Source organism: Streptomyces sp. NPDC055962 (genome assembly GCF_042270185.1).
Classification (GTDB): domain Bacteria; phylum Actinomycetota; class Actinomycetes; order Streptomycetales; family Streptomycetaceae; genus Streptomyces.
Genome location: NZ_JBHJYN010000003.1, coordinates 180,846 through 193,052, shown reverse-complemented (window position 1 = coordinate 193,052; position 12,207 = coordinate 180,846). Strand labels below are relative to the sequence as shown.

Here is a 12,207-nt window from a genome sequence, read left to right as displayed (position 1 = left end):
TTGGTTTTACCAAGCTCGGGCTTGGAAAGTCCAACAACATGTCTAGACTGCGTCGCATGCCACGTCAGCAGCAGCCCGCCCGCCCCGCCCGCCGTCGGAGCTACGACCAGTTCTGCCCCGCCGCCCGCGCCCTCGACTCCGTCGGCGACCGGTGGACCCTGCTGATCGTCCGTGAACTGCTGGCCGGTCCGCGCCGCTACACGGATCTGCACGCCGATCTGCCCGGAGTCAGCACGGATGTGCTGGCCTCCCGGCTGAGGGACATGGAGCAGGGCGGTCTGGCCGTGCGCCGCCGGCTGCCGCCCCCGGCGGCGGCAGCCGTCTACGAACTCACCGAGCGCGGCCGCGGCCTGCTCCCGGTCCTCGCCGCACTCGCGGAGTGGGGTGCGCCGGCGCTCGGCGAACATCGCCCCACGGACGCGGTCCGGGCCCACTGGTTCGCCCTGCCGCTCCTCCGGGTCCTGGGCGGCCTCGCCCACGGCGGACTGCTCGACGTCAGGCTCCCGGAGGGTGAGTTCCACATCCGTACGGGCGCGGAGGCGGAGGGGGGCGCGGTGTACGGCTACGGTCCGGCCGACCGCCCTGACGCGTGCCTGGTGCTCGGCGGGGAGGCCGCCCTGGATCTCGCCCGCGGTGCGTGCACCCTCGCGGAGGCTGTCGCGGACGGCCGGGCCGAGGTGCTCGGCGAGGGCCCGCTCGCCGACGGACTCCGCGGCGGCCGGCCCGCTCGAACCTGACGTATCCGGCTCGTGCACATCTGACGCTTTTCAGCCAACTCGGCGGTAACGTAAGCCCGTTCGGTGATCGGATGCTGAGGAGGCGTTCATGGGGATCGACGGCGCGGCCGGTGTGAGGGACGGGAAGAGCGCGGGACGGCGGAGAGCGCTGCGCAAGGTGCCCCTCGTGGGGGTCTGCGTGGCGGCGCTCGGTCTCGTGCCGGCGGTGGCGGTCGCCACGCCGGGAAGCGGGGTGACCGCCACCGTCGTGGCCAAGGGCACGTCCGAGGGCAAGCTCAAGATCAAGACCCCCAAAGGCCGGACGGACGTCACCTTCCGGGAGATCACCGTGGCACCCGGCGGCTCCACCGGCTGGCACACCCACAGCGGACAGCTGATCGTCGTCGTCAAGTCGGGGATGCTCACCCGGACCCTCGACGACTGCACGGTCGAGGCGACACCCGCCGGAACGTCTTTCATCGAGCCGTCCGGAGCCCGGCACCGGCACATCGGGCGCAATCTCGGGACCGAACCCGTCGTGCTGTGGGTGACCTACCTCCTCCCCGAGGGCAGCGAACTCTCCTACGACGCCGACGCGGTGGACTGCCCGGCGGCGACCTAGCCGGAGCGGCAGGTCAGTTGGCGGGCGTCTCGCCGTAGGCGCCGAAGCCCGCCACGACCAGGCCGTCCCGGAAGGTCAGCACCTCGCTCACCCTGCCGCCGATCTGGTTGAGGTAGTCGATCACGAGCGCGTCGACGCTCGCCCGCACGTCCATCACCTCGAACCTCAGATCGGGGATCCGCTCCAGCCCCGCCGCCCAGTACGCGCGCAGCGCGTCCTTGCCGTACACGGTCCCGGCCGGGTCACCCGTCAACCGGGCGATCATGGGCGAGCTGAAGGTCACGTCGTCGTGGTAGTGCGCGAGGATGCGGTCGAGGTCGTGGGAGTTCCAGTCGTCCTGCCAACGGGCGGCGAAACGACGGGCGAAGGTGAGATCCATACGGAACATCCTGCGACAGGACGATGATGGATGCGTGCACTTTAAACCCATCACTTGGGAGCGGCTGGCCCGCATCCTCGCCGCCCACGCCGACGGAGTCCAGCCGGCCGACGGGGGGCCCTGGCTGAGGATCGGCGTCGACGGCGCCCCGGCCGCCCGCCCCGAGGAGGCCGCCGGCCACCTCGCCGAGGCGCTGCGCGCCCGCGGGCGCCCGGCGCTCACCGTCTCCACCGGCGGATTCCTGCGCCCGGCCAGCCTGCGCTACGAATACGGCAAGCAGGACCCGGACTCCTACGCCGACAGCTGGTTCGACACCGGGGCGCTCTGGCGCGAGGTCTTCCGCCCTCTGGAGCCGGGCGGCAGCGGCCGTGTCCTGCCCGACCTCTGGAACCCGGAGACGGACCGGGCGACCCGCAGCCCCTACGCGGTGCTCCCCGAGGGCGGGGCGCTGATCCTGCACGGCCCGATGCTCCTCGGTCACTGGTTCCCCTTCGACCTCGCACTCCATCTGAGCCTCTCCCCGGGGGCGCTGCGACGGCGTACGGAGGAGGGCGAGCGGTGGACGCTGCCCGCCTTCGCGCGGTACGAGGACGAGACCGCGCCCGCCGAGCGGGCGGACGCGGTCGTCCGGGCCGACGACCCGCACCACCCCGCCTGGACGGGGCTCGGCGGCTGAGGCGCTCCGCGGTGACGCCCCGGGAGGACGGCCGGGGCGTCACGCGGGGCGGCCTCCGACCGTCGCGACCGCCTCGGCCCCGGCCCGGCAGCCCGCCGCGGCCGCCGCGACGTCGTCCGCCCCGGCGATGAGGGCGGCGAGGAAGCCGCCGGTGAAGGCGTCTCCCGCGCCCGTCGAGTCGACCGGGGTGCGGACCGCCGCGGCGGGCACCCGCGCGGTCACCTCGCCTCCGGCCGCCAGCACGACGCCCCGGTCCCCGACGGTCACGGCGACCCGCCCGACATGACGGCTCAGCTTGGCCGCGGCGTCGGAAGGGTCCGGCAGCCCGGTCAGCTCGCGGGCCTCGTCCGCGTTGGGCAGCAGCAGGTCGGTCCCCTCGACGAGATCGAGGAAGGCTCCGGCTCCCAGGACGGCGAGGAAGCCGGCGGAGGCGGGGTCCACACTCACCGGGACACCCCGGCGCCGTGCGTCCCGCAGGGCGAGCACCGCGGTCGCCCTGCTCGTCGGCGCGAAGAGGAGATAGCCGGACACATGGAGCCGGGCGGCGCCGTCGAGCAGCGAGGAGGACCAGTCGCCGGGGGACAGGCGGTGCACCGCCCCGCTGTCGGTGAGGAAGGTGCGCTCGGCCGAGGAGTCCACCAGTGCCACCACCGTGTCGGTCGGAGCCCCCTCGTCCACGGAGAGGAGCGGCCGCACCCCCGCCCGCCGCAGCGCCTCCCGGTGCCAGGCCGCGGAGTCCGCCCCCGCCCGGGCGAGCAGCCGTACGTCACGGCAGCCCGAACGCGCCGTCCAGCAGGCGGCGTTGGCCCCGGCCCCGCCCGGCAGAGTGGTGATCCGCGCAGGCGTGTCCGTGCCGCGGAGCGGCGCAGGCCCGTGCCGTACGACGATGTCGGTGACGACCTCCCCGACGACGAGCAGGCCGCCCGCCGCGCTGCCGTGCCCCCCGCTCCCCGGACCGCCGCCCCCGCTCACCGCGAGGCCGCGACGGCGATCCGCGCGGCCAGCCGCACATTCCCGCGTACGGCCGCGAGGTTGGCCTCCAGCGACGCGCCGCCCGTCTCCCGCATCAGGAACTCCAGCAGGAACGGGGTGACGGCCTGCCCCGTGATCCCTTGCCTCCGGCAGGACTCCAGGGCCTCCGCGAGCACCCGGTCGTGCAGCGCGGGGTCCAACTGCTCCTCCTCCGGTACGGGGTTGGCGACGACCAGCGCCGCCGCCGGCCCGCCCAGCGCCTCCCGGGCCTCCATCACGGCCGCGACCTCCTGCGGGGTGCGGACCGTCCAGTCGACCGGCTCGCCGGAACTGCTCAGGTAGAAGCCGGGGAACCACTCCGTGCCGTAACCGAGCACACCGACGCCCAGGGTCTCCAGGCGCTGCAGGGTGGCGGGCACGTCCAGGATCGACTTCACACCGGCGCAGACCACGGTGATCCCGGTCCTGGCGAGCAGCCGGAGGTCCGCGGACTCGTCCTGCGTCCGCGTCCACGCGCGGTGCACGCCGCCGAGCCCTCCGGTGGCGAAGACGGCCACACCGGCCCGCGCCGCGAGGAAGGCCGTCGCGGACACCGTGGTGGCCCCCGTGGCACCCAGGGCGAGCGCGGGCGCGAGATCGCGGTGGCCCAGCTTGCGTACGCCCGGATCACCCGCGATCCGCTCCAGCTGGGCGTCGTCCAGGCCCACCCGGGCCCGCCCGTCCAGCACCGCGACGGTCGCGGGGACCGCGCCTGCCTTCCGCACGAGCTCCTCCAGCTCCCGGCCCACCCGGAGGTTGCGCGGGCGCGGCAGCCCGTGCGCGATGATCGTCGATTCCAGGGCCACCACGGGGCGGTGGACGGCGAGGGCCTCCCGCACCTCCTCGGCGAGCACGAGGGCGGGGCCGGCGGTCCGGCGGGCGAGGGATGCCGACGGGTCTTCCTGCGACGGAGGTGCCGATGGATTCAGAGGCATGCCCCATCCCTGTCGCGGCTGCCGGGCCCGCAAACCCGCCCGGCCGCCCGGGAGATCGGCCGCCGCTCCCCGCACCCGGAGGCCGGCAGGCCCTCGGCCGCGGCCGGAGACCTCAGAACAGCGGCTGCGGGAGTATCCCTTCGAGCGCCAGCAGCTGCCGCTTCGTCTCCAGCCCGCCACCGAAACCGCCGAGCCCTCCGCCGCTCTCCACCACGCGGTGGCACGGAACCACCACCGGCAGCGGGTTGGAGCCCATGGCCGCCCCCACGGCCTGCGCGGCCCCGGGCTGACCGACGCGGCGCGCCAGGTCCCCGTACCCCACGACCGTCCCCCACGGCACTCCGGAGGCCAGCTCGCGCAGCACCTCGCGGTGGAAGCCCGAGCTCAGCGACCAGTCCAGACCGAGGGAGAACTCCCGCAGCTCCCCGGCGAAATACGCCGTGAGCTGGCGCACCGGACCGGCCAGCCGCGCGGAGTCCGGGGCCTCCACGGGCTCCGCGCCCAGCCGCGCCCGCAGCTGTCCGAGCGTCGCGTCCCGGACCGCGGGGCGGGCGTGGAAGGCCACGGTCACCAGGCCCGCGGGGGTCGCCGCGAGCAGCAGGGGGCCGATGCCGCTCGGCACGACGGACCACTCCACGACCCGCTCGTTGCTGTCCATGCGACCACGGTACGGCCGGCCACCGACAACGCCGTCCCGCCGGGCTACCGGCGGGTGGCGTCCCGGACCGTGTCGGGGTTGTTCGTGATGATGCCGTCCACGCCGAAGCCGGCCACCTCCGCCGCCTTCGCCGCGTCGTTCACCGTCCAGGTGTTCACCTGGAGCGGCTTGCCGTGGGCGCCCTTCAGCTTCTGCACCGCGGCGACGTAGTCCGCGCCGATGGTCGTGTACGACGGATTGATCTGGTCGGTGAACGCGGCGTACGACGGGAGATCGGCCACCGCGGGGGTGCCCAGGAAGCCGGTGACGACGTCCGGCCGCTGAACATGAACATTTTTCACACTCTCTGCACCGAAGCTCTGGATGATCAGCCGGTGCCTGACGTGGCCGCGGTCGAGCCACCCCTCCTCACCCAGGACACGCAGGGTCTCCTTCTCGATCCCCGGGTAGATCTCCGGGCTCTTGATCTCCAGGAGCAGCTTCTGCCGGTTGCGCTCCAGACGGTGCAGGTACTGCGTGAGCGTCGGCACCCGGGCCCCCGCGAAACCGGCGCCGAACCAGCTGCCGGCGTCCAGCTTCGCGATCTCCGCCGCGGTGAAGTCCTTGACCGCCCAGGGCGCGCGGCCCGGGAAGACCTCCTCGGCGTCCGTGGTCCTGCTCAGCGTGGTGTCGTGGACGACGACCAGCACACCGTCCTTGGTGAGCTGCACGTCGTTCTCCACCCAGCCGATGCCCAGGCGGTCGGCCGCGTCCACGGCGGCCAGGGTGTTCTCCGGGGCGTAGGCGGACGCGCCCCGGTGGGCGTAGACGACCGGGGCGTCCTGGGTGCCGGAGGCCTGGGCGGGGCCGGCGGGCAGCAGGGCGCAGGCGCCGAGCAGGGCGGCGACGGCACCGGAGGCGGTTGCTGTGCGTGCGGACACGTGTACTCCTCGCGTCGGGATGCGGACATGCAGAGACTCGCATCCGACCCCCAACGGAGGGGAGGACGATGGTGGCCGTGTTGTGAACGGATTGTCAGGCACCGAATCCGCGGAGGTCCCGGAGGCGGATAAAATGCCGTTCTTATGTTTGCTTGCCGGGCCTTGCCCTTTAGGGTCACCCCGAACCCGGGCACACCGCGAAGGGCGTACCAGCATGCAGGGCACAGTTGACGGATTCACCTACGGCGCCGTGACCCCCGTCACGGCGTTCCTCATGGCGTGCCTCGGCGCCGCGCTCGGTCTCCGGTGCACCACGCGGTCCCTGCGCACGCGAGGCGTGGCCAGAGCCGGCTGGCTGGCCCTCGGTGCGACCTCCATCGGGTCCGGCATCTGGACGATGCACTTCATCGCGATGCTGGGCTTCAGCGTCCGGGAGGCGCCGGTCAGCTACGACAGGCCCCTCACCTACGCCAGCCTCGCCGTGGGCGTCGGGATGGTCGGGATCGGCATCTTCCTCGTCGGCTACCGGGGCGCGACCCGCATGGCACTGGTCACCGGCGGGACGATCACCGGTCTCGGGGTCGCCTCCATGCACTACCTCGGCATGGCCGGAATGAACTTCGGGGGGGTGTTCGAGTACGACACGCTCACGGTGTCGCTCTCCGTCGTCATCGCCGTGGTGGCCGCGACCGCCTCGCTCTGGGCGGCCGTCTCCGTCCACGGCTTCCTGCCGAGCCTCTGCGCGAGCGTGGTCATGGGAGTGGCCGTCAGCGGGATGCACTACACGGGCATGGCCGCGCTCCAGGTGCACATCCACCCCGACGCCGCACCCGCGCCCCCCGGTGAGGACCCCACCTCGCTGCTCCTGCCGATGATGATCGGGCCCGGCTGCTTCCTGCTGCTCGCGGCGGTCGTCGTGATGATCGACCCCCTGGTCGTGACCGGCACCCCGGAGGGGGCGGGCCGGCCGCTCGGGCACCAGCCGCGGCGCGGCGCACCGATGACCTCGATCCCCGTCCGGCACCCCCGCACACCCGCCTACCAGACCGCCTCCCGCAGGGCGTACCGGCAGTCGCGGAACCGCTGATCCTCCGCCGTTGTCAGTGCGGGGTCGTACGGTGGTTGCATGCGGCCAGTCTCGGAGATCGAACGTTCGGTGGCGCCTTTCGAGGTCGTCAGTCCCTACCAGCCCAGCGGTGACCAGCCCGCGGCCATCGCGGAGCTGGACCGGCGCGTCCGGGCAGGTGAGAAGGACGTCGTGCTGCTCGGCGCGACCGGCACGGGCAAGTCGGCGACGACCGCCTGGATGATCGAGAAGCTGCAGCGGCCCACCCTCGTGATGGCGCCGAACAAGACACTCGCCGCCCAGCTGGCCAACGAGTTCCGCGAGCTCCTCCCGAACAACGCCGTCGAGTACTTCGTCTCGTACTACGACTACTACCAGCCCGAGGCGTACGTTCCGCAGTCGGACACCTACATCGAGAAGGACTCCTCGATCAACGAGGAGGTCGAGCGGCTCCGGCACTCCGCCACGAACTCGCTGCTCACCCGTCGCGACGTCGTCGTGGTCGCCTCCGTCTCCTGCATCTACGGCCTGGGCACCCCGCAGGAGTACGTGGACCGCATGGTCCAGCTCAAGGTCGGCGACGAGGTCGACCGCGACCAGCTGCTGCGCCGCTTCGTCGAGATCCAGTACACCCGCAACGACCTCGCGTTCACCCGCGGCACGTTCCGGGTGCGGGGCGACACCATCGAGATCTTCCCGGTCTACGAGGAGCTCGCCGTCCGCATCGAGATGTTCGGCGACGAGATCGAGGCGCTCTCGACCCTCCACCCGCTCACCGGCGAGGTGATCAGTGAGGACACCTCGCTCCACGTCTTCCCCGCCAGCCACTACGTGGCGGGTCCCGAGCGCATGGAGAAGGCGGTCACCGGCATCGAGCAGGAGCTGGGGGAGCGCCTCGCCGAGCTGGAGAAGCAGGGCAAGATGCTGGAGGCCCAACGGCTGCGGATGCGCACGACGTACGACATCGAGATGCTCCGCCAGATCGGCACCTGCTCCGGCGTCGAGAACTACTCGATGCACTTCGACGGCCGCTCGCCCGGCACCGCCCCGAACACCCTCCTGGACTACTTCCCCGAGGACTTCCTCCTCGTCCTGGACGAGTCGCACGTCACCGTCCCGCAGATCGGCGCGATGTACGAGGGCGACGCCTCCCGCAAGCGGACCCTCGTCGACCACGGTTTCAGGCTTCCCTCCGCCCTGGACAACCGACCGCTGAAGTGGGAGGAGTTCCTTGGCCGGATCAACCAGACGGTCTACCTCTCCGCCACCCCCGGGAAGTACGAGCTGTCCCGGGGCGACGGATTCGTCGAGCAGATCATCCGGCCCACCGGGCTCGTCGACCCGGAGGTCGTCGTCAAGCCCACGGAGGGCCAGATCGACGACCTGGTCCACGAGATCCGCGAGCGGACCGCGAAGGACGAGCGCGTCCTGGTCACCACCCTCACCAAGAAGATGTCCGAGGACCTCACCGACTACTTCCTGGAGCTGGGCATCCAGGTCCGCTACCTCCACAGCGACGTCGACACGCTGCGCCGCATCGAGCTCCTGCGTGAGCTGCGCTCCGGCGAGTACGACGTCCTGGTCGGCATCAACCTCCTGCGGGAGGGCCTCGACCTGCCCGAGGTGTCGCTGGTGGCCATCCTCGACGCGGACAAGCAGGGCTTCCTGCGCTCCGGCACGTCACTGATCCAGACCATCGGCCGTGCCGCCCGTAACGTCTCGGGGCAGGTCCACATGTACGCCGACAAGGTCACCCCGGCGATGGCGCAGGCCATCGACGAGACCAACCGCCGCCGCGAGAAGCAGATCGCCTACAACACGGAGCGCGGGGTCGATCCCCAGCCGCTCCGCAAGAAGATCAACGACATCGTCGCGTCCATCGCGCGCGAGGAGGTCGACACCGAGCAGCTGCTCGGTACCGGCTACCGGCAGTCCAAGGACACCAAGGCGCCCGTCCCCTCGCTGGGCGGCAAGGCGGCCCCGGGGGGCAAGGCGAAGAAGGGCGCCCCGGTGGTCACCGACCGGCCCGCCGCGGAGCTCGCGGGGATCATCGAGGAGATGACGGACCGCATGCGGGCCGCCGCCGCCGACCTGCAGTTCGAGGTGGCCGCGCGGCTGCGCGACGAGGTCGGCGAGCTGAAGAAGGAGCTGCGTCAGATGAGGGAGGCGGGGCTCGCCTGACCCCTGGGGTGCCGCAGTGTTGCAGGACCGACACAAAAACGGCCCACCACTCCTTACCGGCTCCTGGGACTGCGTAGGGTGCGGGGAAACCGCACACGGACGGTTGCGGGGCAGCGGAGAGGGGACAGCGCGTGACGGTCAACATGACCAAGGGCCAGGCCATCAGCCTGCAGAAGAGCGACGGGGGGACCCTGACCGCGGTACGGATGGGGCTCGGCTGGCAGGCGGCCCCGCGACGTGGGCTGTTCGGCTCGCGTACGCGGGAGATCGACCTGGACGCCTCGGCGGTGCTCTTCGCCGACAAGCAGCCCGTGGACGTCGTGTTCTTCCGCCACCTCGTCAGCGACGACGGCTCGGTCAAGCACACCGGTGACAACCTGGTCGGCGGTGCCGGTTCGGGCGGCGACGACGAGGCGATCCTGGTCGACCTGCAGCGGGTCCCGGTCCACATCGACCAGATCGTCTTCACGGTGAACTCGTTCACCGGCCAGACGTTCCAGGAGGTGCAGAACGCCTTCTGCCGCATCGTCGACGAGACCAACGGCCAGGAGCTCGCCCGCTACACGCTGGACGGCGGCGGCCAGTACACGGCGCAGATCATGGCGAAGGTGCACCGCTCGGGCAACGGCTGGCAGATGACCGCGCTCGGCAACCCGGCCAACGGCCGGACCTTCCAGGACCTGATGCCGGCGATCCTGCCGCACCTGTAGGCGAGAGCAGGACACGGGCGAGACCCGGTCCGCAGAACTGTACGAGCAGCTCCCGGAGGCACCCGCCGCCGGGAGCTGCGTCCATGGCAGGGCACCACACCGAACGTCGAGGGGACAGGGCGATGACGGCCGAGCTGGTCCGGGGGCAGAACCACACCTTGCCCCAGACCCGTCTGGAGATCAGGGTGTCGGCGGGCTCACCCGTCGTGGCCGGGGCCACGCTCGGGGACGAGCGGGGCACGGTCCGCGGCGTCGAGTGGATCGCCCATCCGGGAGCGCACCGGCTGCCCGGCCTGGAGGTGTCCAGGCAGGCGGCGGCCGACCACCGGCTGGCCGTGGACCTCGACGCCCTGCCCGCCACGGTGCACCGCGTCACCGTGCTCCTCGCCCTGCCCGCGGGGGCCGGGCGGCCTGCCACGTTCGGTGCGGTGGCCGCGCCCTTCGTCGCCGTCACCGGCCTCGACGGTGCCGAGATCGCCACCTTCACGCTGACCGGACTCGACTCCGAGTCCGCCGTGTCGGCTCTGGAGCTCTACCGCCGCCAGGGCGCCTGGAAGGTCCGCGCCGTGGGCCAGGGGTACGCCGCGGGCCTCGCCGGGATGCTCGCCGACCAGGGGGTGGCGGAGGCGGCCGAGCTGGCCGCCGCGATACAGGAGGCCGTCGCCTCCGGGCTCGCCCGCTCGGTGACGCCCCCGCCCCGCACCCCGGACAGCGAGCGGGTGGGGCACCCGGCGGGCCCCGGAGCCCCCGGTGACGGCAGCCGCCCGCCCGCCGCCCCGCAGGTCCCCGAGCCGGCCACCGAACCGCTCCGTGACCGGACCCCTCCGCCCCCCGACGTCGCTCCGGGCGGGCCCATCGACTACGCGCACCCGCGCCGTCAGACCTCGGCACCGCCCCCGCCCCCTCCGGCGGCCCCGCCCGCCGAGCCCGGCCGCCCGGCGCAGCCCGTCGCCGGTGACGCCACCGGCTGGTCCATGGACGAGCGCCTCTACAACCAGATCTGGGGCATGTTCGAGGACTTCGCCCGGGCCGTCGCCGCCTACCGCAGCGCCGTCGACTTCGCCGAGTCCCGGATGGACCAGGAGCTCGACCGGACCCTCTCCGACCCGCGCAGCCGCATCGGCGGTACGGGCGACCGCGCCCGCGAGGAGGCGCGGGCGAAGCGCGACGAGCTCACCGGCCGGGCGCGGGAGGCGCTGGAGCGGGATCTCGCCCAGCTCGTCGCCGAGTCCGCCGTCGTGGAGCCGGCCCTGCCCGCCTCCTACGCGGGCTGGGACAACCCCGTCTGGCACGGCTACCGCGTCCCCATGGAGATCCCGATGGCCCTGCGCATCGGCGACCTGCGGCTGCCCGAGAGCGCCGGCCTGCGCATCCCGCTGCTGGTGCGGCTGCCCCTGGAGCGGGGGATCTGGGTGGACAGCGGCCGTACGGCCTCCGAGGCCGCCGCGGCGACGTCCGGGGACCAGCTGCGGGTGCTGGCCATGGAGACCGCCGTCGCCCTGGCCGCGCGGCTGCTCGCCGTCTATCCCGCGGACGAGTTCTCCGTGCACGTCATCGATCCGGCCGGTGCCGCCGCCGGCTCCCTCGCGCCCCTCGTGCGCTCCGGGGTGCTCGCCGGGCCGCCCGCCGCGGGGGCGGACGGGGTGTCCGCGGTCCTCGCCCATCTCACCCGGCGCGTCGATCTGGTGCAGATGGCGGTCAGGGCCGGTGCGGCGGACGCGCTGCCCCCGGACCTCGACCCGGGGGAGCACCTGCTGATCGTCAACGACTTCCCGCACGGCTTCGACGACAGGGCCGTCACCCAGTTGCGCTATCTGGCGGACGAGGGTCCTTCCGTCGGTGTGCACCTGCTGATGGTGGCCGACCGGGAGGACGCCCGGGCCTACGGGCCCGTGCTCGACCCGCTGTGGAGGTCCCTCCTGCGGATCACACCCGTGGCGGACGACCACCTCGCCGACCCGTGGGTGGGGCACGCCTGGACGTACGAGCCGCTGAGGGCCCCGCGCGGCAGCAACGTCCTGGAGCAGGTCCTCGCCCTGGTGGCGGCGGCCCGGCGCGCGGGCTACCGCTGACGCCGGTGACGGCACTTCAGATTCGGCCCGAATAGGCCCTGACCAGGCATTTTGATCACACCTTGGCACGGACTTTACCGTTTCTTGGTGCTTCATGTACTGTTCTTGGTGCGGAGGGGAGTACTCCCGATCGCGGCGTTCCCGTCAGTACGGACTGTGACCGGTCCCGGGGCGTCGGCCCGGCGCGCATCCCGCGCCCCCGGGTGGAAGAGACCTCCGGCAGCGACGACGCTGATCTATAGCCGTAGCGAACTGCCGGAG

Annotated in this window: 12 protein-coding genes; 7 read left to right on the top strand and 5 right to left on the bottom strand. The window is 72.7% G+C overall.

Features of this window, described 5'->3' with window-relative positions:
- Positions 1–38 precede the first annotated feature (38 nt).
- Both ACFC51_RS11465 and ACFC51_RS11460 read left to right on the top strand, forming a co-directional pair.
- Positions 39–737: a winged helix-turn-helix transcriptional regulator gene (locus ACFC51_RS11465; RefSeq protein ID WP_376528238.1), complete on the top strand. Its 699-nt coding sequence runs from the start codon at positions 39–41 to the stop codon at positions 735–737.
- 88 nt (positions 738–825) lie between these two features.
- Entirely contained in the window at positions 826–1,338 is a 513-nt protein-coding gene (locus ACFC51_RS11460; RefSeq protein WP_376372703.1) for a cupin domain-containing protein, read from the top strand.
- A gap of 13 nt (positions 1,339–1,351) precedes the next feature.
- Here ACFC51_RS11460 and ACFC51_RS11455 read toward each other — a convergent pair whose 3' ends face one another.
- The gene (locus ACFC51_RS11455; protein ID WP_329227600.1) at positions 1,352–1,717 is read right to left on the bottom strand and encodes a nuclear transport factor 2 family protein; all 366 of its coding nucleotides are present in this window, start codon (positions 1,715–1,717) and stop codon (positions 1,352–1,354) included.
- Positions 1,718–1,751: 34 nt separating this feature from the next.
- Between ACFC51_RS11455 and ACFC51_RS11450 the strand changes: the two genes are divergently transcribed.
- Positions 1,752–2,393: a uridine kinase gene (locus ACFC51_RS11450; RefSeq protein WP_376528236.1), complete on the top strand. Its 642-nt coding sequence runs from the start codon at positions 1,752–1,754 to the stop codon at positions 2,391–2,393.
- 39 nt (positions 2,394–2,432) lie between these two features.
- Here ACFC51_RS11450 and ACFC51_RS11445 read toward each other — a convergent pair whose 3' ends face one another.
- From ACFC51_RS11445 to ACFC51_RS11430, 4 genes are all read right to left on the bottom strand, one after another.
- The gene (locus tag ACFC51_RS11445) at positions 2,433–3,365 is read right to left on the bottom strand and encodes a carbohydrate kinase family protein (RefSeq protein WP_376528233.1); all 933 of its coding nucleotides are present in this window, start codon (positions 3,363–3,365) and stop codon (positions 2,433–2,435) included.
- The gene (locus ACFC51_RS11440) at positions 3,362–4,258 is read right to left on the bottom strand and encodes a pseudouridine-5'-phosphate glycosidase (RefSeq protein WP_376528641.1); all 897 of its coding nucleotides are present in this window, start codon (positions 4,256–4,258) and stop codon (positions 3,362–3,364) included. The genes ACFC51_RS11445 and ACFC51_RS11440 overlap by 4 nt, the downstream gene beginning before the upstream one ends.
- Positions 4,259–4,451: 193 nt before the next feature.
- Positions 4,452–4,997: a methylated-DNA--[protein]-cysteine S-methyltransferase gene (locus ACFC51_RS11435; RefSeq protein WP_376372710.1), complete on the bottom strand. Its 546-nt coding sequence runs from the start codon at positions 4,995–4,997 to the stop codon at positions 4,452–4,454.
- A 44-nt stretch (positions 4,998–5,041) separates the two neighbouring features.
- Positions 5,042–5,917 (bottom strand): glycerophosphodiester phosphodiesterase, encoded by an 876-nt coding sequence (locus ACFC51_RS11430; protein ID WP_376372713.1) that lies wholly within the window; start codon positions 5,915–5,917, stop codon positions 5,042–5,044.
- A gap of 214 nt (positions 5,918–6,131) precedes the next feature.
- Between ACFC51_RS11430 and ACFC51_RS11425 the strand changes: the two genes are divergently transcribed.
- The 4 genes from ACFC51_RS11425 (at position 6,132) to ACFC51_RS11410 (ending at position 11,946) form a co-directional block, all read left to right on the top strand.
- The gene (locus ACFC51_RS11425) at positions 6,132–7,004 is read left to right on the top strand and encodes an MHYT domain-containing protein (protein ID WP_376372716.1); all 873 of its coding nucleotides are present in this window, start codon (positions 6,132–6,134) and stop codon (positions 7,002–7,004) included.
- Positions 7,005–7,043: 39 nt separating this feature from the next.
- Complete coding sequence (gene uvrB / locus ACFC51_RS11420; RefSeq protein WP_376372719.1) at positions 7,044–9,164, top strand: excinuclease ABC subunit UvrB; 2,121 nt, start codon at positions 7,044–7,046, stop codon at positions 9,162–9,164.
- Positions 9,165–9,295: 131 nt separating this feature from the next.
- Complete coding sequence (locus ACFC51_RS11415) at positions 9,296–9,874, top strand: TerD family protein (protein WP_073747806.1); 579 nt, start codon at positions 9,296–9,298, stop codon at positions 9,872–9,874.
- Between the two features lie 122 nt (positions 9,875–9,996).
- Positions 9,997–11,946 (top strand): TerD family protein, encoded by a 1,950-nt coding sequence (locus ACFC51_RS11410; protein ID WP_376528231.1) that lies wholly within the window; start codon positions 9,997–9,999, stop codon positions 11,944–11,946.
- The last annotated feature ends 261 nt before the right edge of the window (positions 11,947–12,207 follow it).

What these genes read in the sequence shown, in the direction of transcription:
- ACFC51_RS11465 (WP_376528238.1), top strand. Translation starts at nt 39, where the DNA reads ATGTCTAGACTGCGTCGCATGCCACGTCAGCAGCAGCCCGCCCGCCCC.
- ACFC51_RS11460 (WP_376372703.1), top strand. Translation starts at nt 826, where the DNA reads ATGGGGATCGACGGCGCGGCCGGTGTGAGGGACGGGAAGAGCGCGGGA.
- ACFC51_RS11455 (WP_329227600.1), bottom strand. Translation starts at nt 1,717, where the DNA reads ATGGATCTCACCTTCGCCCGTCGTTTCGCCGCCCGTTGGCAGGACGAC.
- ACFC51_RS11435 (WP_376372710.1), bottom strand. Translation starts at nt 4,997, where the DNA reads ATGGACAGCAACGAGCGGGTCGTGGAGTGGTCCGTCGTGCCGAGCGGC.
- ACFC51_RS11425 (WP_376372716.1), top strand. Translation starts at nt 6,132, where the DNA reads ATGCAGGGCACAGTTGACGGATTCACCTACGGCGCCGTGACCCCCGTC.
- uvrB (WP_376372719.1), top strand. Translation starts at nt 7,044, where the DNA reads ATGCGGCCAGTCTCGGAGATCGAACGTTCGGTGGCGCCTTTCGAGGTC.
- ACFC51_RS11410 (WP_376528231.1), top strand. Translation starts at nt 9,997, where the DNA reads ATGACGGCCGAGCTGGTCCGGGGGCAGAACCACACCTTGCCCCAGACC.